Genomic DNA, 19999 nt, shown 5'->3' on the forward strand with positions numbered 1-19999 from the left:
AAGGGAGTGTGGCGGGCGCGACCGGACCGAACCGCCGGCCTCAGCCGGCGCGATGCTGCTCGACATGCGCGGAGAGCGTGCGCAGGCTGGTGAAGATCTGCCGGTTGTCCGGGTTGTCCGAACGCAGCTGGAAGCCGTAGCGCTTGGATACGGCCAGGGCGATTTCCAGCGCATCGATCGAGTCCAGCCCCAGTTCGCCGCCGAACAGCGGCGCATCGGGATCGATCTGCTCGGGGGTTACGGAGTCGAGATTCAGGCATTCCACGACCAAGGTGGCCAATTCGTGCTGCGCCGCTGTCTGTTCCGCCATGCTCGGTTCCGTACGCTGAATGCATTGCCTCCCCCCGGTGGCAGTGGGCGCGAAGTGTAACATAGCGCCCTTGTCGTCCCCGCTTTCAGGCAACCATGCAGAGCTGTGAAAAACCCCAGATCGAGCCGCAGCCGCGCCGTGCACCGCGGGTCTCCTACCGTGCGGCCGAGGCCGCCGCGCTGCTGGCCGAAGCCGGTACGCTGGCACTGTTCGGCTTCGGTGCCGGCGCCCCGGCCAGCACCGACCCACGCTACCTGCCGGTGGCGCTGGAAACGCTCGACGCGAGCGCGCCGCTGGAGCTGTGGCAGGTCGATGCACCGGTCAGCTGCGGCAGCGACGGCGCGCTGTGCTGGTCGGCCGGTGGCGGCTGGCTGTTCGCCTCGATCGAACTGGACGAGCACCAACACGGCGGCCCCATCGCTGCCGCCCGGCTGGCCTACGAGCAATTGCACCGCTTCGTCGCCACGCGCGACGAACGGCACGTGCAGCGTGTGTGGAATTACCTGGGCGCGATCAATCAGGGCGAAGGCGACGCCGAGCGCTACAAGCATTTCTGCGACGGCCGCGCCGCCGGCATGGGCGACTTCTTCGCCGAAGGCTTCCCTGCCGCCACCGCGATCGGCCACCACGGCGATCCGCACCGGCTGCAGGTCTACCTGCTGGCCTGCGATCAGGGCGGCCTGCGCGTGGAAAACCCGCGCCAGGTGAGCGCCTGGCGCTACCCGCGCCAGTACGGGCGCACTCCGCCCAGCTTCGCTCGCGCCATGGTGCTGCCGGCGCACGATGCGCTGGCGATCTCCGGCACCGCCGCCGTGGTCGGCCACGCCTCGGCACACCAGGACAACCTGGACGCCCAGCTGGCCGAGACCCTGACCAACCTCGAAGCGCTGCTGAGCAGCGCCGGCATGGCCGCCGGCTTCGACGCCCGCTCGCCGCTGAAGACCTACGTGCGCCATGCGGCGGATGCCGAGCGCGTGCGCGAGTTCCTGCAGCACCGCCTGCCCGGCGTGCCGCTGCTGCTGTTGCACGGCGACATCTGCCGCCGCGAACTGCTGGTGGAGATCGACGGCTGGCGCTACGCCTAGGCAGCGTCGCGCCAGCGCTCAGCCGACCTTCTTTGCTCCGCCGCAATGCGCATCGTAGGCCGGGTACAAGCGCACTTCCTCGCGCGTCCAGCGCTTGTTGAGCGTACCCATCACCCTGCCGAAGCCGCGCGCGAACACCAGGTCGTCGTGTTCGCCTTCCATGCCGTCGAAGAACGCCAGGATCTCGCGCGACAGCTCCTGCATCTCGTTGGCGTACGCGTCGGCCAGCGCCTGGGTTTCCGCACAGCCGCGCAGGGCGGGATACAGCAGCGCATCTTCGCGCTGCAGGTGTTCGACGATCAGCCGGCGCGCCTGTTTCAGGTACTGATGGCCCTGGGCGCTGGAAACGCCGTGGCGGCGTACGGTTTCCAGCAGATCGCGCATCTGCGCATGGTCATGCCGCAGGCTGGGGATGAGGGTGGTCGGGGACATGGTGCATCCGGTAACGGGGAGGAAGGCGACGACAGCCTTTCGTCGCGTGATCCGCCGGCATGGACATCGCGCGCTGTCGATGCCGCCAGCATGCCGGGCCAGCGCCGCGCCGGCACTGACCTGGATCACCGGCCGCGGCTTACGCCGCCGCTTCGGCTACGCCTGCTTCACCGGCCGCTTCCAGCCGGGAAACGTCTGCTGCTTGCCGCGCGCCACGGTGAGTTCGCCGTCGGGCGCGTCGCGGGTGATCACCGAGCCGGCGCCGATGGTGGCCCGGGCGCCGATCGTCACCGGCGCGACCAGCGCGCTGTTGGAGCCGATGAAGGCACCGTCGCCGATGCGCGTGGCGAACTTGTTCACGCCGTCGTAGTTGCAGGTGATGGTGCCGGCGCCGATGTTGACGCCGCGGCCCACCACGGCGTCGCCGAGGTAGCTCAGGTGGTTGGCCTTGCTGCCTTCGCCGAGATGGGTCTTCTTGGTCTCGACGAAGTTGCCCACGTGCACGCCGGCGTCGAGTTCGGTGCCGGGGCGCAGCCGCGCGAATGGGCCGATGGTGCACGGGCCGTGGGTGACCACGCCGTCGAGGTCGCAGTGCGGCAGCACCACCGTGCCGGCGGCCAGCTGCACGTCCTTCAGCCGGGTGAACGCGCCGATGCGCACGTCGTCGCCGAGCGACACGTGGCCTTCCAGGATCACGTCGACGTCCAGCTCGACGTCGTGGCCGGCCTCGACCGCGCCGCGCACGTCGATACGCAGGGGATCGGCCAGGCGCACGCCGTTGCGCATCAGCGCACGCGCCGCGCGCTGGCGATACTCGGCTTCCAGCCCGGCGAGCTGCAGCGCATCGTTCGCGCCCGAAGCCTCCACCGGATCGGCGCACTCCACGCCGAGCGCGGGGCGCTTCTCCTCGTTCGCCATCGCGAAGATGTCGGTGAGGTAGTACTCGCCCTGCGCGTTGTCGCGGTCGAGCCCGGCGATCCAGACGCGCAGCGCGGCGGCAGGCGCGACCAGGATGCCGGTGTTGACCAGGTTGACGGCACGCTGCTCCTCGTCGGCGTCCTTCTCCTCGATCACCGCCCGCACGTGGCCGTTGCCGTCGCACAGCACGCGGCCGTAGCCGCGCGGTTCGGTCAGCCGCATGGTGAGCAGGCTGAAGCCGCCTTCCGCCGCCGCCAGCTGCTGCAGGGTCTCGACCCGGGTCAGCGGCACGTCGCCGTACAGCACCAGCACGCGCGCGCCGTCGGGCACCTCGCCCAGCGCCTGCTCCACCGCATGACCGGTGCCCAGCCGCTCGGCCTGCAGCACCCAGCGCAGGTCAGGCTGGTCGGCGAACGCCGCGCGCACCTGCTCGCCGCAATGGCCGTAGACGACGTGGATGGCCGCTGGCTGCAGCGCCCGCGCGGTGTCGATCACGTGCGCCAGCAACGGCCGCCCGGCCAGCGGCATCAGTACCTTGGCCCGGTTCGATTTCATCCGCGTGCCGGCGCCGGCGGCGAGGATGACGACGTGGAGAGGAGTCTGGTTCATGGATGGAGCCCTGGCGCATTCCGATCGAAAAAGCATATCAGCCCGTTCTGCCCGCTCGCTGACGGGGCAGGGCTCAGGGCTTCGTGTCCGCGGACGACACCATGCCCTTGCCGGCATGGCATTCGAAACGGAACACGTAGTCGAGGCTGAACGGTTTTGTCTCGCTGTCCACTACATGGCTGTTGCCGTCGGCATCGGCGGCCCAGCGATTGATCGTCAACGGATTGAACTGCCACTGCAGCGCGGCCGTGCGCACCGCGGCGATGAAGGCGCGCCGATCGGCATCCGCCTGCGCCTCGTCCGCCACGCGCACCTCGCCGACCCTGCCGGCCTGATCCACGATCAGCAGGGCCGGCACCTCCTGCGGCGGCGGGCACGCGGCGAGCTGACCGGCCGGATAGATCGGCACGACGCGCCGGATCGCTGTGCCGCCGCTGGAGACCTCGCCCAGCGCCAGCTGGTAGCGCACCGTGCCGGGCTGCACGGCCCCACGCCACGACGCGTCACCGATGGCCGGCGGCGGTGGCGCGTGGCGTGGCATGGCGCAACCGGCCAGCAGCAGCAACAGCACGCAGCCGCCATGGCGGAATGTGGGCATCGATCCGGTCATCGGCTCTTCCCTGTGCAGCCAGGCTCGCATCCTGCCGATACGAAAACGCCGGCACAAGGCCGGCGTTCTTCTGCGCAATGTCCGTCGAAGCGACCGCTTCTATTGGGAGTGCGGCCATGGACGGCCGCCTTTTGATCCCGCTCTGCACTCATGGATGAGTGCACAACCCTCATTCCACGGATGGCCGCCTTTTGACTTTGCTCTGCGCTCACGGAAGAGCGCACAAGCTCAGTGCTTGAGGCTCTTGCGCAGGCGCTCCAGCGCCTGCAGCTGGGTGATCGCCTCGGCCAGCTTGACCTGCGCCTCGGCGATTTCCATCGCGTCGGTGCGGTTGGCCAGCGCGTCCTCGGCCTCCTTCTTGGCGCGCTGCGCGGAGGCCTCGTCCAGGTCGGCGGCGCGCGCGGCGGTGTCGGCCAGCACGGTGACCACCTGCGGCTGCACTTCCAGCATGCCGCCGGAAATCCAGAATTGCTGGCGCTCGCCACCGGTCAGCAGCACGTCGACGTGGCCCGGCTTGAGACGGGTGATCAGCGGTGCGTGGCGCGGCGTGATGCCGAGCTCGCCGATCTCGCCGGTGGCGACGACCATCGTCGCGTCGCCGGAGAAGATCTCGGCTTCGGCACTGACGATGTCGACGCGAATGGTGTGGGTCATGACTCAGATTCCAGATGCTTGAGGCGACGGACGGACGCGCGGTCCGCCCGGAGGATCAGGCGGCCTTCTTGGCGCCCATCTCTTCCGCTTTCTTGATCGCCTCGTCGATGCCGCCGACCATGTAGAACGCCTGCTCCGGCAGGTGGTCGACGTCACCGTCGACGATCATCTTGAAACCGCGGATGGTCTCCTTCAGCGACACGTACTTGCCCGGCGAGCCGGTGAACACCTCGGCCACGTGGAACGGCTGCGAGAAGAAGCGCTCGCACTTGCGCGCGCGCGCCACGGCCTGCTTGTCCTCTTCGCTCAGCTCGTCCATGCCGAGGATCGCGATGATGTCCTTCAGCTCCTTGTAGCGCTGCAGCGTGCCCTGCACCTTGCGGGCCACGTCGTAGTGCTCCTGGCCGATCACGTTCGGGTCGAGCTGGCGGCTGGTCGAGTCGAGCGGGTCCACCGCCGGGTAGATGCCCAGGCTGGCGATGTTGCGCGAGAGCACCACGGTCGCGTCCAGATGGGCGAAGGTGGTGGCCGGCGACGGGTCGGTCAGGTCGTCCGCGGGCACGTACACGGCCTGGATCGAGGTGATCGAGCCGGTCTTGGTCGAGGTGATGCGCTCCTGCAACACGCCCATTTCCTCGGCCAGGGTCGGCTGGTAGCCCACCGCCGACGGCATGCGGCCGAGCAGCGCGGACACCTCGGTACCGGCCAGCGTGTAGCGGTAGATGTTGTCGATGAACAGCAGCACGTCCTTGCCCTTGCCGGTCTCGTCCTTCTCGTCGCGGAAGTACTCGGCCATGGTCAGGCCGGTCAGCGCGACGCGCAGGCGGTTGCCCGGCGGCTCGTTCATCTGGCCGTACACCATCGCGACCTTGTCGAGCACGTTGGAGTCCTTCATCTCGTGGTAGAAGTCGTTGCCCTCGCGGGTACGCTCGCCCACGCCGGCGAACACGGACAGGCCCGAGTGCGCCTTGGCGATGTTGTTGATCAGCTCCATCATGTTCACGGTCTTGCCCACGCCGGCGCCGCCGAACAGGCCGACCTTGCCGCCCTTGGCGAACGGGCAGACCAGGTCGATCACCTTGATGCCGGTTTCCAGCAGGTCGGTCGCGGCCGCCTGGTCGGCGTAGCTCGGCGCCTCGCGGTGGATCACCCAGCGGTCCTGCTCGCCGATCGGGCCGGCCTCGTCGATCGCGTTGCCGAGCACGTCCATGATACGGCCCAGGGTGGCCTTGCCGACCGGCACCTTGATGCCTTCGCCGGTGTTGCGCGCCGCGAGGCCGCGCTTCAGACCCTCGGTGGAACCGAGCGCGATGGTGCGCACGATGCCGTCGCCCAGCACCTGCTGCACTTCCAGCGTGATTTCGGTGCCGTCGATCTTCAGCGCGTCGTACACCTGCGGCACCTGGTCACGCGGGAACTCCACGTCGATGACCGCACCGATGATCTGAACAACTTTGCCCTGGCTCATGCTGATAGCTCCGGATGGATCTTTGAGATTTCATGTCAGCGCCGCCGAAGCGTCGCTCTTGTTTAGAGTGCAGCCATGGATGGCTGCTTTTTGATCTTGCTCTGCGATCACGGACGATCGCACTTATATCCACTTACACCGCTGCCGCGCCGCCCACGATTTCCGAGATTTCCTGGGTGATCGCGGCCTGGCGGGCCTTGTTGTAGACCAGGGTCAGTTCGTCGATCACCTTGTTCGCGTTGTCCGATGCGCTCTTCATCGCGACCATGCGCGCAGCGTGCTCGCTGGCCAGGTTCTCCAGCGCCGCCTGATACACCACCGACTCGATGTAGCGGGTCAGCACGTGCTCCAGCACGGTCTGCGCGTCCGGCTCGTAGATGTAGTCCCAGTCGTGGCTGGACTCCAGCTTCACACCGGCATAAGCCGACTCGCCGGCCGCCTGGTGCTCCTCCATCTCCGCTGCCACCAGCGGCAGCGGCAGCAGCGCGTCGATGGTCGGCTTCTGCGTCATGGTGTTGACGAAGTCGTTGTAGGCGAGGAACACGCGATCCAGGCCATTGGCCTGGTAGGCGTCCAGCATCACCTTGATCACGCCGACCAGCTGCTCGAGCTTCGGCTTCTCGCCGAGGTGGCTGACGCTACCGACCAGGTTGACGCCCTTCAGGCGGCGGAAGAACGCCACCGCTTTCTGGCCGATCGCCACCACGTCGACCTGCACGCCCTGCTTCTGCCACTCGGCGATCGCCGGCAGCAGGCGGCGGAACAGGTTGGAGTTGAGGCCGCCGCACAGGCCGCGGTCGGTCGACACCACGATGTAGCCGACCCGCGCCACGCTGTCGCGCTGGACCAGGAACGGATGGCTGAAATCGGTGCTGGCCTGGGCCACGTGCGCGATCACCTTGCGCATCGAGCGCGCATACGGGCGCGAGGCCTTCATCAGATCCTGCGCCTTGCGGATCTTCGAGGCCGAGACCATCTCGAGCGCGCGCGTCACCTTGCGCATGTTCTGCGTGCTCTTGATCTTGGTTTTGATTTCGCGTCCGCTTGCCATGCTCTACCCGCTCGTTATGCTCGCTGGTGGGAAGGGAGAAGATTGCCTCCCTTCCGATTCGCCACTACCCGTATTACCAGCTGCCGGTCTTCTTGTACTCGTCCAGCGAAGCCTTGAAGACGGCCTCGATGTCCTTGTCCCAGTTGCCGGTGGCCACGATGGTCTTCATCAGGTCGGCGTGGTTCTGGTGCATGAACGCGTGCAGGCCCTTCTCGAACGCCAGCACCTGGTTCACCGGCAGGTCGTCGAGGTAGCCCTGCTCGGCGGCGTACACCGACAGCGCCAACTCGGCGATCGACAGCGGCGAATACTGCTTCTGCTTCATCAGCTCGGTGACGCGCTGGCCGCGGTCGAGCTGGGCGCGGGTGGCCGGGTCCAGGTCCGAGGCGAACTGCGCGAACGCGGCCAGTTCGCGGAACTGCGCCAGCGCCAGCTTCACGCCGCCGGACAGCTTCTTGACGATCTTGGTCTGCGCGGCGCCGCCGACGCGGGACACCGAGATGCCGGCGTTCACGGCCGGGCGGATGCCGGCGTTGAACAGGTCGGTCTCCAGGAAGATCTGGCCGTCGGTGATCGAGATCACGTTGGTCGGCACGAACGCAGACACGTCGCCGCCCTGGGTCTCGATGATCGGCAGCGCGGTCAGCGAACCGGTCTTGCCCTTCACTTCGCCGTTGGTGAACTTCTCGACGTACTCCTCGGATACGCGCGAGGCGCGCTCGAGCAGACGCGAGTGGAGATAGAACACGTCGCCCGGATACGCCTCGCGGCCCGGCGGACGCTTCAGCAGCAGCGAGATCTGGCGGTAGGCCACGGCCTGCTTGGACAGGTCGTCGTAGACGATCAGCGCGTCCTGGCCGCGGTCGCGGAAGTATTCGCCCATGGCGCAACCGGAGTACGGCGCGACGTACTGCAGCGCAGCCGACTCGGACGCCGAGGCGACCACGATGATGGTGTTGGCCAGCGCGCCGTTCTCTTCCAGCTTGCGCACCACGTTGGCGATCGACGAGCGCTTCTGGCCGATCGCGACGTAGATGCACTTAATGCCGGAATCCTTCTGCGCGATGATCGCGTCGATCGCCAGCGCGGTCTTGCCGGTCTGGCGGTCGCCGATGATCAGCTCGCGCTGGCCGCGGCCGACCGGGATCATCGCGTCGACCGACTTGTAGCCGGTCTGCAGCGGCTGGTCGACCGACTTGCGCCAGATCACGCCCGGCGCGACCTTCTCGATCGGCGCGTTGAGCTTGGCGTTGACCGGGCCCTTGCCGTCGATCGGGTTGCCCAGCGCATCGACCACGCGGCCGAGCAGCTCCGGGCCGACCGGCACTTCGAGGATGCGACCGGTGGTCTTGGCGGTGTCGCCCTCGCGCAGGTGCTGGTATTCGCCGAGCACCACCGCGCCGACCGAGTCGCGCTCCAGGTTCAGCGCCAGCGCAAACGCGTTGCCGGGCAGCTCGATCATTTCGCCCTGCATCACATCGGCCAGGCCGTGGATGCGCACGATGCCGTCGGACACGCTGATGATGGTGCCCTCGTTGCGCGCTTCCGCACCGAGCTTGAACTGCTCGATGCGGCTCTTGATCAGTTCGCTGATCTCGGACGGATTCAGTGTGCTGCTGGACATGGTCATCTATCCCGAAATTGGATGCTTTTTTAAGAGTCCGGCCAAGGATGGCCGGTTTTTGCTCTTCGCGAAACGGACTTCGCGTTTACTCAATCTGTCCGGCCCGGACGGCCGGTTTTGCTCTTCGCGAAACGGACTTCGCGTGAAACTAGTGGCTGAGCGCGCCGGCCAGCTTCGCTAGCCGCCCACGCGCCGAGCCGTCGATCACTTCGCTGCCGGTATCGATCACCACGCCCGCCAGCAGCGAGGCATCGACCCGGGTGTCCAGTTCGATCTCGCGCTTGAAACGACGCTTCAGCGAAGCCTTGAGCTGTTCGGCCTGGGCCGCGTCGAGCGCCATCGCGCTGGTCACCTTGACCAGCAGCTGCGATTCGGACTCGCGCTTGAACGCCTCGAACAGTTCAGCCACTTCCGGCAACAGCGCCAGCCGGCGCTGCTCGGCCATCTCGGCAAGGAAGTGCCCGAACGGGCTGTCGGCCGCCATGCCGGCGGGCAGGTGCAGGCCCACCAGCTGTGCCGGCAGCACCCGCGGGTCGTTGCCGAAGCCGGCCACGCGCGGATCGTTCGCCACCGCGGCGGCGAACGCCAGCGACTGCGACCATTCAGCCAGCGAACCGGCCGCATGTGCCACCTCGAAGGCGGCGCGGGCATACGGGCGGGCGAGGGTGATTGCCTGGGCCATGGATCAGATCTCGGCCGCGAGCTGGTCGAGCAGGGCCTTGTGCGTGGAGGCGTCGACCTCGCGCTGCACGATCTTGCTGGCACCGGCCACGGCCAATGCGCCAACCTGCTCGCGCAGCTGGTCGCGCGCACGCTGCGCCATCGAGGCGATGTCGTCCTGTGCCGCCGCCTTCAGCCGGTTGATCTCGGCGATCGCTTCGGCACGGGCCTTGTCGATGATCTGATTGGCCTGCTGCTGGGCCTTGTCGATGATCTCGGAGGCCTGCTGCCGCGCCTGCTTGATCTCGCCGGCGACCTTGACGTCGGCGCTCTTCAGCTCGGCGTGGGCGCGCTCAGCGGCGTTCAGACCTTCGGCGATCTTGATCTGGCGGTCTTCGATGGCCTTGTTGATGTGCGGCCAGATGAAGTGGACGCTGAACCAGATCAGGATGGCGAACGAAATCATTTCGCCAATCAAGGTCGCGTTGAAATCCATCGCTGCGTTACCTGTAAATGCGGGTTGAAACAGGCCCGGGCGTCACGACACCCGGGCCGCAACGGCGACGCCGCGGCGTCGCCAGGGGGCTCACGCGCCTGCCAGCTTCGACAGCAGTGGGTTCGCCACGGCGAAGTACATCGCCAGCGCCACGCCGATCAGGAACGCCGCGTCGATCAGGCCGGCCAGCAGGAACATGCGGCCCTGCAGCAGCGGCACCAGCTCCGGCTGACGGGCGGCGGCTTCAAGGAACTTCGAACCCATGACGCCGATGCCGATACAGGCACCCAGCGCGCCGAGGCCGATGATCAGGCCCAGCGCGATGGCGGTGAAGGACTGGACTTGAGCAATGTGAGTGATGAGTTCCACGACGGTCTCCTGAGAAATTCAAACTGGAAAAGGCAAAGCGGTTGAACAGATGGTTTCGACAACGCCGATCAGTGGTGATCGTGTGCCATCGAGATGTACACGATCGTCAGCACCATGAAGATGAACGCCTGGATCGAGATGATCAGGATGTGGAAGATGCCCCACACCGTGTAGCCGATGACGCCTGCGCCGTACAGCGCCCAGCCGGCCAGGCCGGCGCCGGCGCTGAACAGGCCGGCGATCAGCATGAACACCAGCTCGCCGGCGTACATGTTGCCGAACAGTCGCATCGCCAGGCTCACCGGCTTGGACGCCAGTTCGACCATGTTGAGCAGGAAGTTCGGAATCCACAGCAGCGGATGCTTGCCGAACGGCGCGGTGAACAGCTCATGCATGTAGCCGCCGGCGCCCTTGGCCTTGAAGCTGTAGAAGATGATCAACACGAACACCGTCAGCGACATCGCGAAGGTCATGTTGATGTCGGCGGTGGGCACGGCGCGGAAGTGCTTGATACCGAACATCTCGGTGATCCACGGCAGCAGGTCGACCGGCAGCAGGTCCATCGCGTTCATCAGGAACACCCAGACGAACACGGTCAGCGCCAGCGGGCCCAGCACGCGGCGATCGCCATGGAACACGTCCTTGACCTGGCCGTCGACGAACTCCAGCACGATCTCGACGAAGGCTTGGCCCTTGCCCGGCACGCCGGCGGTGGCCTTGCGCGCCTTCAGCCAGAACCACAGGCAGAACAACACGCCCAGCACCAGCGACACGGTGACCGAGTCGATGTTCACCGCCCAGAAGCCGCCCTCGCTGGTGTGCGGGGTCAGGTGCTGCAGATGGTGTTGGATGTACTCGGTAAGACCGCCAGTCGGCTCGCTTGCCATGGATCAACCCTTGAATCTGAACGCCAGCAGATAAACCGCGTAAGCCGCCGCCAACCCCGTGATGGCGGCCAGCGGTGGCAACTTGAATTGGAACAGGATCACGACCAGCCCCCCGACGACCACGATCCACTTCAGGAACATGCCCGTCAGCAGACGGCCCAACACCAGGCCAGCCCCGCCGAGACCGCTGAAGAATCGCGCCGACATCAGCGCGGTACCCAGCGCCACTACCGCCGCGCCTGCCACCGCCGCCACTGCTGCGCGATAACCCAGCGGCAGGAAGCCCAGGCCAGCCAGCAACGCCACAGCAAGCTGCAGCAGGACGATGCGCAAGGCGAGACGTCGACCAGAGGCAAGACTGTTGAGCACGTAGCGTCTCCGCGCGGCCTGCTTCAGGCGGCACCGATACAGCTGCGGGCCACGATCCAATCCGCGGAAGTATATCAGTGCGGCAATTGAGGCAACAAGCCGTGCAGCCTGCGACATCGTGTCCCGTGATCCGCTCTCCAGCTCCGCACTGCATGCCTCCTGCACGAGCACACGCAAACAGGGCCGAGCATGAAGCTCGGCCCTGTTTCATCGCGTGAACTGCAACGGTACGACCGGATTACTTGGCGGCGGCCTTCTTGGCCGCAGCCACCGGCGCGGCGACGGCGTCGTTGGCGGCCTGGCGCTGCTCCTGCACAAGCGCATTCAGCGACTCGGCGGTCTTCTGGGTGACCGCGAGCACCTCCTGCGACACCGCTACGGCGCGCTCGGCGTTGTCGCGGCCCAGGCTGGCGCCCTTCTCCCACAGGCTGCGCAGGCCATTGATGTCGCGCGCCTCCAGCGCCTCGGCGACGAAGTCGGCAGACACCTTGGCCTGCTCCTCGAGCGCCTTGAGCTGCAGCCCGGCGACCGTCTCCAGGCCCTTCAGGGCCAGCGACTGCGCCTTGAACGCGCTGTCGGTGAACTGCTTGGTGAAAGCAAAAAGCTGGTTGTTGAGTTGCTGCGTCATGGCGTCGTCCTCGTGGAGGATGGGGGAGTGGCAAGCACTCTAGCAGCCATTTTTGTGCAATGCAATATATTTTGGGAATCCATCCAGCACAGTCAACAAATGTTCATGAAACATACTGACTTACGAAGCGTCACCGGCTATCGCATTGCGTCAAAAACTATCGCGGCTACAGCTGGCCCCCGAGGTGCACGTTTCATGCACCACCACCTTGTCCAGTCCCGCCAGACGCGACTGCAGGCGCTGCCAGATCCAGCGCGCGAGCGCCTCGCTGGTCGGGTTCTCCAGCCCCTCGATCTCGTTGAGGTAATGATGGTCGAGCTGGTCATGCAGCGGCGCAAACGCCGCCTTCACGTCGGCGAAGTCCATCACCCAGCCAAGCTGCGGATCCGGCTCGCCCGCCACGTGGATCTCGACGCGGAACGAATGCCCGTGCAGCCGCGCACACTTGTGCCCGGCCGGCACATGCGGCAACCGATGCGCTGCCTCGATCTGGAACACCTTGAAGATATGCATGGCGGACGCCCGCGTGTCGTGACGATGAGGAACCGGCGGAAAACACACGCTCTGGCCATTGGTGGCTATGGGTGGACTCGAACCACCGACCCCAGCATTATGAGTGCTGTGCTCTAACCGGCTGAGCTACATAGCCTTGGGGAGACCCGCCGTACCGGCATCAGGACGATGCAGGCGGGGCGCGGCAGTTTAGTCGCGTAGCCGTGCAGGTTCAAGTCCGCTGCTTGCCGCTGCTTCACGCGCTGTGGTTGAATCGGTGACGGGACTCAGCTGCGGCTTTGCCGGCCACGCCGCGCCGTTCGGCCCCAGGAGGCGACATGATTGATGCAGATGGCTATCGTCCGAATGTCGGCATCGTACTGCTGAACGCGGACGGCCAACTGTTCTGGGCGCGCCGAGTCAATCGCGACGGCTGGCAGTTTCCGCAGGGCGGGATGCGTTCGGACGAGACTCCGCTGGAGGCGATGTACCGCGAGCTGGGAGAAGAGACCGGACTCGCCCCCCATCACGTCGAGGTGATCAGCGCCACCCACGGCTGGCTGCGCTACCGCCTGCCGAACCGCTATGTACGCCATCACCAGCGCCCCACCTGCATCGGCCAGAAGCAGGTCTGGTTCCTGCTCAGGCTGATCGGCGACGAGGATGCGCTGAAGCTGGACGCCTGCGACAAGCCGGAGTTCGATCTGTGGCGCTGGGTCGACTTCTGGTATCCCGCCGCGCATGTGGTCAATTTCAAGCGGCAGGTCTACGAGCGGGCGCTACGGCATTTCGCGCCGCTGGTCGAGGATCTGTTCGGCGTCCAGTTGGGCACGCTGCCGCCACGTGATGGCGCCGGGAACCCGCCCACCCGCCCCCGTGACGGCCGCGCCGCTGCCTGAACGGATGCGGTTGCGGCCGTCGATTGATTGTTGACAATCATTCGCATTCGCGTTCCAATGCGCGGCATGTACATCTGCATGTGCAATGCCGTCACCGACCACGACATCCGCCGCGAGGCTGCCGATGGCGTGCGTACCTTCGCCGAACTGCAGGCCCGCACCGGTTGCTCGGACTGCTGCGGGTGCTGCGAGCACGACGCGCGCGCCACCTTCGACCAAGCCTTGTCGCAGATCACCTGTCAGCTGCCGCTCGCCGCCGCCTGACCCTCTTGCCTGCACGCGCGTTCGCCCCGCTCCCGCGAGGCGAACTGTTGCCGTTCTCATTCCCGTCATCGAAGCGTGGAATTTGTATAGTCCTGGTCTTTGCTGTCTTCTATCGGAGTGGAAGCCATGAAAGGTGATGCCAAGGTCATCGAGTTCCTCAACAAGGCGCTCTACAACGAACTGACCGCGATCAACCAGTACTTCCTGCATTACCGCATGCTCAAGGACTGGGGCTACGCCGAACTGGCCGAGCACGAATACAAGGAATCCATCGAGGAGATGAAGCACGCCGATCACCTGATCGAGCGCATCCTGTTCCTCGACGGGCTGCCGAACCTGCAGCACCTGGGCAAGTTGCGCATCGGCGAGAACGCCCTGGAATCGTTGCAGGGCGACCTGGATCTGGAGCTGGCCGCGGTGAAGGATCTGCGCGAGGCGATCGCGTACAGCGAAGGCATCGCCGACTACGTCAGCCGCGACCTGTTCAAGGACATCCTGCACGACGAGGAAGAGCACATCGACTGGCTGGAAACCCAGTTCAGCCTGGTCAAGGACATCGGCGCGGAGCGCTATCTGCAGAGCAAGATGCAGGGCTGAGCCGCACCACCCGCCGGCAGGCGGCGAACGGAAGCGTGCGTCCGTTCCTTGACGCTTTCGTCGCGCCGGGGCTATACCTCTGGCTTTCCCCGGAACGCGCCGCATGGCCTCACGACCACCTCCGCGCTTCGTCGTGCGCCGGTACGACGACACCGGCCATCGCCGGCGCCGGTTGTGGCTGGGTCTGGCCTGGCTCGGCAGCCTGCTGGCGGTCGGCTTGATCGTCGGTGTACTGGTGCGCCAGGCAAACGCCCCAATCACCGTGGACAACCGCCAGCAGCGTGCCCTGCGCGGCCAGATCGACGACTTGAAGCAGCAGGTCGCCAACCTGGAACGTGCGGCCCAGGTCAACGAGGTCGCCACCCGTTCGCTGCGCGGCACCCTGGCACAACGCGAGGAGGAACTGAACGGCCTGCGCGCCGACCTGGGTTTCTATTCGCGGCTGGTCGGCGGCGACGCCCAGCGGCAAGGGCTGAAGCTGCAGGAGGTCAAGCTGCAGCCGATCGTGGGCTCGCGTGGTTGGAACATCAGCCTCAGCCTGACCCAGAACGCGAAACGCGGCGACGAGATTTCCGGCAATGTTCTGGTCAGCGTGGAAGGCCTGCGCGGCGACCGGGTGGCGCGGCTGGACTGGCCTGCGCTGGGCGATGCCGCGCAAAAGGACGGCCTGCCGTTCCGTTTCACCTATTTCCAGCAGTTGCACGGCACCATCGTGCTGCCGGCGGATTTCCGCCCGACGCGGCTGCGCATCAGCATTCAGCCCGCCAGTGGCGAACCGGTCAACCGTGCCGTCGCCTGGGCCGCCGCACTGAGCGGAAACATCACCAACGCCGAAGGGGACCGCGATGCTCAACCGTAGACGCAGCGATCGCAACGATCGCAACAGCAGCAACGAAACCAGCCTGATCGCCCGCGGCACGGTGGTCCGCGGCGACCTGCGCTTCAGCGGCGCGCTGCACCTGGACGGCCGCATCGAAGGCAGCGTGCTGGGCGAGGGCGACGATGCCGTATTCACGCTCAGCGAGCACGGCCAGGTGCACGGCGAGATCCATGTGCCGCAGGCAGTGATCAACGGCCACGTGACCGGCGACGTCAACGTCAGCGTGCGACTGGAGCTGGCGGCGCAGGCGCGCATCGACGGCGACCTGCGCTATCACACGATGGAAATGGCCGCCGGTGCGCAGGTCAACGGCCGCATCTCGCGCCAGACCGGGGAAACGCCGCGCGAACTGCCGGCACCGGACGCCGAGCTCGACGAGGCGATGCCGGCCTGACGCGGTATGCTTGGTTACAGTCCACCCTGCCCCCACCTAGATGGCCATGGAAACTCTCGTCGCGATTCCCGATTACCGCAGCAGCGGCGCCCCACTGGTGTTCACCGCCGCCGCCGCGCACAAGGTGCATGAACTGATCACCGAGGAAGGCAACCCGGCGCTGAAGCTGCGCGTGTACATCTCCGGCGGCGGCTGCTCGGGTTTCCAGTACGGATTCACCTTCGACGAGGCGCAGGCCGAGGACGACCTGGCGATCGAACGCGACGGCGTGACCCTGCTGTGCGATCCGCTGTCGCTGCAGTACCTCGGCGGCGCGCAGATCGACTACGCCGAGAACCTCAGCGGCGCGCAGTTCGTGATCAGCAACCCGAACGCCAAGACCACCTGCGGCTGCGGCTCCTCGTTCTCGGCCTGAAGACGGCGCCGATGGACCGGGCCATCCAGCCCCCGCTGAACACCTTCGCCGGGCTCAGCCTGGTGCTCGACCGCGTCGCCGAATCGCGCGACGAATCGGTGTGGATCGTCGAACAAGCCCGCTCGCCGCAGGCACGCTACCTGCTGCTGGACGGCGCCGGCGAGGCCTTTTTGCACCGCGACCGCGACGCGTTGCGCTGGCTCGATGCGAACGAACGCGAGCAGTGGCTCGACGACCTGCGCGCCAGCCTGCTCGGCATGGCGTACGAACGCCCGCACTTCCTGCTGGTGGTCGACGACACCGGTCGCATTGGCGAACTGGAGCATGCGCTCGACGCCCGCCGCATGAGCCTGCGCGGCGCCGGCCTGCAGCTGGCGGCCGACGAGGCCGGCCTGTTCGCCTATGCCAAGGGCCTGTCGCACTGGCAGCGCGAGACGCGCTTCTGTGCCCACTGCGGCGCGCCGCTGCTGCTGGTCGCCGCCGGCCACCGCGCCCAATGCACCAACCCGGATTGTGCGCGGCTGCATTTCCCGCGCACCGACGCCGCCGTGATCATGCTGGTCGAGCACGACGGCGCCTGCCTGCTCGGCCGCCAGGCCGGCTGGCCGCCCGGCCGCTACTCCACCCTGGCCGGCTTCGTCGAGCCGGGCGAGGCGCTGGAGGACGCAGTGCGCCGCGAAGTGGCCGAGGAGGCCGGGGTGATCGTCGATACGGTGCGCTACCACTCCTCGCAGCCGTGGCCGATGCCCGCCTCGCTGATGGTCGGCTTCATCGCCACCGCCGCGTCGCGGCAGATCCGCATGCGCGACCACGAACTGGAAGACGCGCGCTGGTTCACCCCCGAACAGATCGCCGACGGGATTGCCGACGGCAGCTTCCTGCCATCCACGCGCCTGTCGGTGTCTTACCAGCTGCTGGCGTACTGGTTGCGCCAGCAGGCCGGACTGGAGCTGGACGCACTGGTGGCCGACGCCACGCCGGGCTGACCTGACGCACGTTCGCAAGCGCGACAGCATGGCCGCTGCGGATCGACGAACGCGACCCGGCAGCGACCGGCCTCTGCTGCTGTCGGCCGCAGTCCGTCGCTTACAATGGCAGCCACCGTCTGCGAGCCCGCCCCGCCATGGCCATACGTTTGCTAGTTGCCCTCGTCGCCCTCGGTCTGCTGCACGTCATGCCGCAATTGGCGCGCTGGCGCGGTGACGGCCTGTTCCGTCGCTGGGTCGCACAACTGGCGGACACCAGCGGTGGTGGACGCGTGGCATTGACCCTGCTGGTGCCGCTGGTGCTGTGTGCGCTGCTGGAGTGGCTGCTCGGGCGCTCGCTGCTGGGCGAGCTGCTGCCGCTGCTGTTCGCGCTGGCGGTGTTGCTGTACTGCCTCGGTCCACGTGAGTTCGAGGCCGACCTGGAGGCGATCCTGGGCGCCCCGGACGGCGCCAGCCGCGAAGCCGCGGCGCAGGCGCTGGCCGACGATGGCCGACCTGTCGCCTGGAACGCGCCGGCGCTGGGCGAGGCGATCGCCTATGCCGCGTTGCGCCGGCGTTTTGCCGTGCTGCTGTGGTTCTTCCTGCTCGGCCCGGCCGGCGCGCTGGGGTACCGGCTGGCGCAGACGCTGGGCCGTGACGACGCGCTGCAGCTCGATACGGACAGCCGCCGCGCCGCCGGCTACGTGGCCAACGCGCTGGACTGGCTGCCGGCGCAGCTGCTGACTTTCACCCTGGCCGTGGTCGGCCACTGGGAGGCGGTAATCAATGCCTGGCGACGCTGGCACAACCAGGCCGCACCGACCAGCTGGTACGCCAGCGCGCCGGGTTTCCTCGGTGCCGCGGCGCAGGCCGACGTGCTGATCGACATCGAGGCCGGCGACGGCTACGCCGAAGAGCACAGCGATCCGCTGGCCGAGCTGCGACGCCTGCGCAGCGCGCTGCTGCGCGCGTTGCTGGCGTGGCTGAGCGTAGTGGCGCTGGTGGTAGTCGGCGGCTGGATCGGCTGAGTCGGCGGTTCAGGCCCGTTCGCCGCGCAGCTCGCGCACCCGCGCCTCCAGCGTCGCCGCCGAGACCTGCGCCGGCGCCTGCGGCGTGTCCACCACCAGTTCCACCCTCGCCCGGAACCGTCGTGGCAGGCGCGCTCGACGCAGCATCGAGTCACGCCGGCTCCACACGCTGCCCCACAGGCCGCGCAGCGCCATCGGCACCACCGGCACCGGCCGGCGCGCCAGGATCTTCTCCACGCCCGAGCGGAACGGCGCAATCTCGCCGTCGGCGGTGAGCGCGCCTTCCGGAAAGATGCACACCACCTCACCCGCGGCCAGCGCGGCGTCGATCGCGTCGTAGGCTTGCTGCAGCACCGCGGGGTCTTCCTTCTGCCCGGCGATCGGGATGGCTTTCGCGGTGCGGAACACGAAACTGAGCAACGGGATGTTGAAGATCCTGTAATACATCACGAAGCGCACCGGTCGGCGCAGCTTCGCCATCAGCAGCAGCGGGTCCATGAAGCTGACATGGTTGCAGACCAGCAGCGCCGGCCCCTCCCAGGGAATCCGGTCGCTGCCGTCGGCGCGCACCCGGTACAGTGTGTTCACCAGCACCCAGGTGATGAAGCGCATCACGAACTCGGGCACCAGGGTGAAGATGTACCAGGCCACCAGCACGTTGAGCAGCGCCGCGGCGAGGAAGATCTGCGGCGCATCCAGCCCCAGCGCGCCCAGCCCCAGGCCGAAGCCGGCCGCCAGCACGATCAGCAGCGCATTCAGGATGTTGGTGCCGGCGATGATCCGCGACAACCTCTCGCGCGGCGCACGCGCCTGCACGAAGGCGAATAGCGGCACCACGTAGAAGCCGGCGAACACGCCGACCAGGGTGAGGTCGAGCACAATGCGCCAGCTGCCCGCGGCATGCAGGAAGGCCAGCCAGTCCAGCCCGCGCACGGACGCCATGCCGTGCCGCGCGAAGTACAGGTCGACACCGAACGCGGTCAGCCCGAACGCACCCAGCGGAACCAGGCCGATCTCCACCCGTCGGCCCGACATCTTTTCGCACAGCAGCGCGCCGGCACCGGTACCGATCGAGAACAAGGTGAGCACCAGCGTGTTGACCGAGCCGTCGCCGCCCAGCGTCTCGCGCGTGTAGATCGGCAGCTGCGCGATCAGCACCGTGCCGAAGAACCAGAACCACGAGATGCCCAGCACCGCGTTGAACACCGCGCGATCGGCGCGGGTGATCGCCAGCACCCGCGCGGTCTCACTGAACGGGTTCCAGTTGAATTCGAGTCCCGGCGCGGTGGCCGGCGCCGGCGGAATCCGGCGAGAGGCCAGGTAGCCGGCCACTGCCACCGCGATCGTGGCGCCGGACGCCAGCAGCGGCCCCACGCCAGCCACCAGCATCAGCGAGTTGCCGGCGATCATGCCGATCAGCATCGCCATCTGCGTGCCCATTTCGACCAGCCCGTTGCCGCCGACCAGCTCGACCGGCGTCAGCGCCTGCGGCAGGATCGCGTACTTGATCGGCCCGAACATGGCCGAATGCATGCCCATCATGAACAGCACGACCAGCAGCAACGTGGTGTGGTGCGTGTAGAAACCGTACGCGGCCAGCGCCATCGCGCCGATCTCGAACAGCTTCACGTAGCGGATGATCCGGCTCTTCTCGTACTTCTCGGCCAGTTGCCCGGCCGTGGCGGAGAACAGGAAGAACGGGATGATGAACAGTGCCGGTGCGAGGTTGGTGTACAGCGACACCGTGCGGTCGCCCAGCCCCATCTGGAACGCCACCAGCATCACCAGCGCATTGCGGAACGCATTGTCGTTGAACGCCCCCAGCGCCTGGGTCCAGAAGAACGGCGCAAAGCGCCGCTTGCCCAGCAGTGCAAACTGGCTCATGCAATGTCCTT

The 19999-nt window shown here is 67.0% G+C and carries 25 protein-coding genes and 1 tRNA gene; 9 read left to right on the forward strand and 17 right to left on the reverse strand.

Features of this window, described 5'->3' with window-relative positions; all coding sequences use genetic code 11:
* Positions 1-40: 40 nt before the first annotated feature.
* Positions 41-310, reverse strand: coding sequence for a phosphopantetheine-binding protein (locus R5H19_RS16505; protein WP_318160137.1), 270 nt, complete (start codon positions 308-310; stop codon positions 41-43).
* 95 nt (positions 311-405) lie between these two features.
* Between R5H19_RS16505 and R5H19_RS16510 the strand changes: the two genes are divergently transcribed.
* Positions 406-1395 (forward strand): pteridine-dependent deoxygenase, encoded by a 990-nt coding sequence (locus tag R5H19_RS16510; RefSeq protein WP_318160138.1) that lies wholly within the window; start codon positions 406-408, stop codon positions 1393-1395.
* Between the two features lie 18 nt (positions 1396-1413).
* On the opposite strand, the gene R5H19_RS16515 is transcribed toward R5H19_RS16510, so the two are convergent.
* The 15 genes from R5H19_RS16515 to R5H19_RS16585 form a co-directional block, all read right to left on the reverse strand.
* Complete coding sequence (locus R5H19_RS16515; protein WP_318160139.1) at positions 1414-1827, reverse strand: hemerythrin domain-containing protein; 414 nt, start codon at positions 1825-1827, stop codon at positions 1414-1416.
* Between the two features lie 156 nt (positions 1828-1983).
* On the reverse strand, positions 1984-3354 hold the full coding sequence (glmU, locus tag R5H19_RS16520; protein WP_318160140.1) for a bifunctional UDP-N-acetylglucosamine diphosphorylase/glucosamine-1-phosphate N-acetyltransferase GlmU: 1371 nt from the start codon (positions 3352-3354) through the stop codon (positions 1984-1986).
* A gap of 73 nt (positions 3355-3427) precedes the next feature.
* Entirely contained in the window at positions 3428-3964 is a 537-nt protein-coding gene (locus R5H19_RS16525; protein ID WP_318160141.1) for a hypothetical protein, read from the reverse strand.
* A gap of 228 nt (positions 3965-4192) precedes the next feature.
* Positions 4193-4618 carry a F0F1 ATP synthase subunit epsilon gene (locus tag R5H19_RS16530; RefSeq protein ID WP_318160142.1) on the reverse strand — a complete coding sequence of 142 codons (426 nt, stop codon included), beginning with the start codon at positions 4616-4618 and terminating at the stop codon, positions 4193-4195.
* A gap of 55 nt (positions 4619-4673) precedes the next feature.
* A complete protein-coding gene (atpD, locus tag R5H19_RS16535; RefSeq protein ID WP_318160143.1) occupies positions 4674-6086 on the reverse strand; it encodes a F0F1 ATP synthase subunit beta in 1413 nt (470 codons plus the stop codon).
* A gap of 133 nt (positions 6087-6219) precedes the next feature.
* Entirely contained in the window at positions 6220-7137 is a 918-nt protein-coding gene (gene atpG / locus R5H19_RS16540) for a F0F1 ATP synthase subunit gamma (RefSeq protein WP_318160144.1), read from the reverse strand.
* A 73-nt stretch (positions 7138-7210) separates the two neighbouring features.
* The gene (gene atpA / locus R5H19_RS16545) at positions 7211-8761 is read right to left on the reverse strand and encodes a F0F1 ATP synthase subunit alpha (RefSeq protein ID WP_318160145.1); all 1551 of its coding nucleotides are present in this window, start codon (positions 8759-8761) and stop codon (positions 7211-7213) included.
* A gap of 148 nt (positions 8762-8909) precedes the next feature.
* Positions 8910-9443: a F0F1 ATP synthase subunit delta gene (locus R5H19_RS16550; RefSeq protein ID WP_318160146.1), complete on the reverse strand. Its 534-nt coding sequence runs from the start codon at positions 9441-9443 to the stop codon at positions 8910-8912.
* 3 nt (positions 9444-9446) lie between these two features.
* Positions 9447-9917 (reverse strand): F0F1 ATP synthase subunit B, encoded by a 471-nt coding sequence (locus R5H19_RS16555; protein WP_318160147.1) that lies wholly within the window; start codon positions 9915-9917, stop codon positions 9447-9449.
* A 90-nt stretch (positions 9918-10007) separates the two neighbouring features.
* On the reverse strand, positions 10008-10286 hold the full coding sequence (gene atpE, locus R5H19_RS16560) for a F0F1 ATP synthase subunit C (protein ID WP_027491150.1): 279 nt from the start codon (positions 10284-10286) through the stop codon (positions 10008-10010).
* Between the two features lie 68 nt (positions 10287-10354).
* Positions 10355-11173, reverse strand: a complete 819-nt coding sequence (gene atpB / locus R5H19_RS16565) for a F0F1 ATP synthase subunit A (protein ID WP_318160148.1) — start codon at positions 11171-11173, stop codon at positions 10355-10357.
* A 3-nt stretch (positions 11174-11176) separates the two neighbouring features.
* Positions 11177-11542: a hypothetical protein gene (locus tag R5H19_RS16570; protein ID WP_318160149.1), complete on the reverse strand. Its 366-nt coding sequence runs from the start codon at positions 11540-11542 to the stop codon at positions 11177-11179.
* Positions 11543-11780: 238 nt separating this feature from the next.
* On the reverse strand, positions 11781-12170 hold the full coding sequence (locus R5H19_RS16575) for a phasin family protein (RefSeq protein ID WP_318160150.1): 390 nt from the start codon (positions 12168-12170) through the stop codon (positions 11781-11783).
* 150 nt (positions 12171-12320) lie between these two features.
* A complete protein-coding gene (queD, locus tag R5H19_RS16580; protein WP_318160151.1) occupies positions 12321-12683 on the reverse strand; it encodes a 6-carboxytetrahydropterin synthase QueD in 363 nt (120 codons plus the stop codon).
* A gap of 59 nt (positions 12684-12742) precedes the next feature.
* Positions 12743-12819, reverse strand: a tRNA-Met gene (locus R5H19_RS16585).
* A 181-nt stretch (positions 12820-13000) separates the two neighbouring features.
* Here R5H19_RS16585 and R5H19_RS16590 point away from each other — a divergent pair.
* From R5H19_RS16590 to ampE, 8 genes are all read left to right on the forward strand, one after another.
* Complete coding sequence (locus R5H19_RS16590; RefSeq protein ID WP_318160152.1) at positions 13001-13561, forward strand: RNA pyrophosphohydrolase; 561 nt, start codon at positions 13001-13003, stop codon at positions 13559-13561.
* Positions 13562-13627: 66 nt separating this feature from the next.
* Entirely contained in the window at positions 13628-13825 is a 198-nt protein-coding gene (locus R5H19_RS16595) for a (2Fe-2S)-binding protein (protein WP_318160212.1), read from the forward strand.
* Between the two features lie 126 nt (positions 13826-13951).
* Positions 13952-14422 (forward strand): bacterioferritin, encoded by a 471-nt coding sequence (bfr, locus tag R5H19_RS16600; protein ID WP_318160153.1) that lies wholly within the window; start codon positions 13952-13954, stop codon positions 14420-14422.
* A gap of 103 nt (positions 14423-14525) precedes the next feature.
* On the forward strand, positions 14526-15281 hold the full coding sequence (locus tag R5H19_RS16605) for a DUF6776 family protein (RefSeq protein WP_318160154.1): 756 nt from the start codon (positions 14526-14528) through the stop codon (positions 15279-15281).
* On the forward strand, positions 15268-15696 hold the full coding sequence (locus R5H19_RS16610; RefSeq protein ID WP_318160155.1) for a polymer-forming cytoskeletal protein: 429 nt from the start codon (positions 15268-15270) through the stop codon (positions 15694-15696). The genes R5H19_RS16605 and R5H19_RS16610 overlap by 14 nt, the downstream gene beginning before the upstream one ends.
* A gap of 46 nt (positions 15697-15742) precedes the next feature.
* A complete protein-coding gene (gene erpA, locus R5H19_RS16615) occupies positions 15743-16111 on the forward strand; it encodes an iron-sulfur cluster insertion protein ErpA (RefSeq protein WP_318160156.1) in 369 nt (122 codons plus the stop codon).
* Positions 16112-16122: 11 nt separating this feature from the next.
* Entirely contained in the window at positions 16123-17097 is a 975-nt protein-coding gene (gene nudC / locus R5H19_RS16620) for an NAD(+) diphosphatase (RefSeq protein WP_318160157.1), read from the forward strand.
* A 137-nt stretch (positions 17098-17234) separates the two neighbouring features.
* Positions 17235-18104, forward strand: a complete 870-nt coding sequence (ampE, locus tag R5H19_RS16625) for a regulatory signaling modulator protein AmpE (RefSeq protein ID WP_318160158.1) — start codon at positions 17235-17237, stop codon at positions 18102-18104.
* Positions 18105-18113: 9 nt separating this feature from the next.
* Here ampE and R5H19_RS16630 read toward each other — a convergent pair whose 3' ends face one another.
* A complete protein-coding gene (locus R5H19_RS16630; protein ID WP_318160159.1) occupies positions 18114-19988 on the reverse strand; it encodes an MFS transporter in 1875 nt (624 codons plus the stop codon).
* Between the last annotated feature and the right edge of the window lie 11 nt (positions 19989-19999).

Origin of the sequence: Rhodanobacter sp. KK11 (assembly GCF_033345435.1) — a bacterium.
In the GTDB taxonomy this organism is placed as follows: Bacteria; Pseudomonadota; Gammaproteobacteria; order Xanthomonadales; family Rhodanobacteraceae; genus Rhodanobacter.

What these genes read in the sequence shown, in the direction of transcription:
- atpB (WP_318160148.1), bottom strand. Translation starts at nt 11,173, where the DNA reads ATGGCAAGCGAGCCGACTGGCGGTCTTACCGAGTACATCCAACACCAT.
- R5H19_RS16505 (WP_318160137.1), bottom strand. Translation starts at nt 310, where the DNA reads ATGGCGGAACAGACAGCGGCGCAGCACGAATTGGCCACCTTGGTCGTG.
- ampE (WP_318160158.1), top strand. Translation starts at nt 17,235, where the DNA reads ATGGCCATACGTTTGCTAGTTGCCCTCGTCGCCCTCGGTCTGCTGCAC.
- R5H19_RS16575 (WP_318160150.1), bottom strand. Translation starts at nt 12,170, where the DNA reads ATGACGCAGCAACTCAACAACCAGCTTTTTGCTTTCACCAAGCAGTTC.
- R5H19_RS16610 (WP_318160155.1), top strand. Translation starts at nt 15,268, where the DNA reads ATGCTCAACCGTAGACGCAGCGATCGCAACGATCGCAACAGCAGCAAC.
- R5H19_RS16515 (WP_318160139.1), bottom strand. Translation starts at nt 1,827, where the DNA reads ATGTCCCCGACCACCCTCATCCCCAGCCTGCGGCATGACCATGCGCAG.
- R5H19_RS16510 (WP_318160138.1), top strand. Translation starts at nt 406, where the DNA reads ATGCAGAGCTGTGAAAAACCCCAGATCGAGCCGCAGCCGCGCCGTGCA.
- atpA (WP_318160145.1), bottom strand. Translation starts at nt 8,761, where the DNA reads ATGTCCAGCAGCACACTGAATCCGTCCGAGATCAGCGAACTGATCAAG.
- R5H19_RS16525 (WP_318160141.1), bottom strand. Translation starts at nt 3,964, where the DNA reads ATGACCGGATCGATGCCCACATTCCGCCATGGCGGCTGCGTGCTGTTG.
- bfr (WP_318160153.1), top strand. Translation starts at nt 13,952, where the DNA reads ATGAAAGGTGATGCCAAGGTCATCGAGTTCCTCAACAAGGCGCTCTAC.
- atpG (WP_318160144.1), bottom strand. Translation starts at nt 7,137, where the DNA reads ATGGCAAGCGGACGCGAAATCAAAACCAAGATCAAGAGCACGCAGAAC.
- atpD (WP_318160143.1), bottom strand. Translation starts at nt 6,086, where the DNA reads ATGAGCCAGGGCAAAGTTGTTCAGATCATCGGTGCGGTCATCGACGTG.
- R5H19_RS16550 (WP_318160146.1), bottom strand. Translation starts at nt 9,443, where the DNA reads ATGGCCCAGGCAATCACCCTCGCCCGCCCGTATGCCCGCGCCGCCTTC.
- nudC (WP_318160157.1), top strand. Translation starts at nt 16,123, where the DNA reads ATGGACCGGGCCATCCAGCCCCCGCTGAACACCTTCGCCGGGCTCAGC.
- erpA (WP_318160156.1), top strand. Translation starts at nt 15,743, where the DNA reads ATGGAAACTCTCGTCGCGATTCCCGATTACCGCAGCAGCGGCGCCCCA.
- R5H19_RS16555 (WP_318160147.1), bottom strand. Translation starts at nt 9,917, where the DNA reads ATGGATTTCAACGCGACCTTGATTGGCGAAATGATTTCGTTCGCCATC.
- queD (WP_318160151.1), bottom strand. Translation starts at nt 12,683, where the DNA reads ATGCATATCTTCAAGGTGTTCCAGATCGAGGCAGCGCATCGGTTGCCG.
- R5H19_RS16605 (WP_318160154.1), top strand. Translation starts at nt 14,526, where the DNA reads ATGGCCTCACGACCACCTCCGCGCTTCGTCGTGCGCCGGTACGACGAC.
- R5H19_RS16595 (WP_318160212.1), top strand. Translation starts at nt 13,628, where the DNA reads ATGTACATCTGCATGTGCAATGCCGTCACCGACCACGACATCCGCCGC.
- R5H19_RS16630 (WP_318160159.1), bottom strand. Translation starts at nt 19,988, where the DNA reads ATGAGCCAGTTTGCACTGCTGGGCAAGCGGCGCTTTGCGCCGTTCTTC.
- glmU (WP_318160140.1), bottom strand. Translation starts at nt 3,354, where the DNA reads ATGAACCAGACTCCTCTCCACGTCGTCATCCTCGCCGCCGGCGCCGGC.
- R5H19_RS16590 (WP_318160152.1), top strand. Translation starts at nt 13,001, where the DNA reads ATGATTGATGCAGATGGCTATCGTCCGAATGTCGGCATCGTACTGCTG.
- R5H19_RS16530 (WP_318160142.1), bottom strand. Translation starts at nt 4,618, where the DNA reads ATGACCCACACCATTCGCGTCGACATCGTCAGTGCCGAAGCCGAGATC.